General features: G+C 61.1%; 1 protein-coding gene and 1 pseudogene. Both read right to left on the reverse strand.

What is annotated here, in order from left to right; translation table 11 throughout:
* Positions 1 to 377, reverse strand: a 377-nt coding sequence (locus tag PROAA_RS07260; RefSeq protein WP_186410707.1) for a 7-cyano-7-deazaguanine synthase, incomplete at its 3' end; no start/stop codon positions are given.
* 22 nt (positions 378 to 399) lie between these two features.
* A pseudogene (locus PROAA_RS19060) lies at positions 400 to 581 on the reverse strand (PilZ domain-containing protein); the annotation flags it as partial.

Here is a 581-nt window from a genome sequence, read left to right on the forward strand (position 1 = left end):
AAAATATCACGGCTGCCCAATACCTCGGCCCAGGCCAGCGCCAGAGAGAGCATGATGGTATTGCGTGCCGGCACGTAGGTGGCCGGAATGCCGGGCTGAACGCCGTCAACGGGTATCGCGATGCGGGTGTCTGTGAGCGCCGAACCGCCGAACTCGTCAAGACCCAGATGCAGTACGCGATGCTCGCTGGCGCACAACGCCGTGGCTACCGTGGCGGCCGCTTCAAGTTCAATGCGATGGCGTTGACCATAGTCCAGGGAAAGGCAATGGCAGTCGAAACCGGCGTCACGGGCGATGGCCAGCGTCGTGGCCGAGTCGAGGCCACCGGAGAGCAGTACGACAGCACGTGGCGGACTGGACCGAAAAGCGGTACTCATCGCGAAGCCATGGCTGAAAAAATCAGGCGACCAGGGCCGAGAACTCGCGATCAAGCAGTATCGGATCACCGAGATTGAGCTCTACCAGACGGCGCAAGTGCGTCACGCTGTCGATATCGATCGTCCGGCAAAGAAGGCCGGCCTTGCTTCCTTCAACATGCGCGACCCGGGTGTCCATGCTGATGAGATCGCCTGATTCGGCTT

It is taken from the genome of Candidatus Propionivibrio aalborgensis, assembly GCF_900089945.1.
GTDB classification, from domain to species: domain Bacteria; phylum Pseudomonadota; class Gammaproteobacteria; order Burkholderiales; family Rhodocyclaceae; genus Propionivibrio; species Propionivibrio aalborgensis.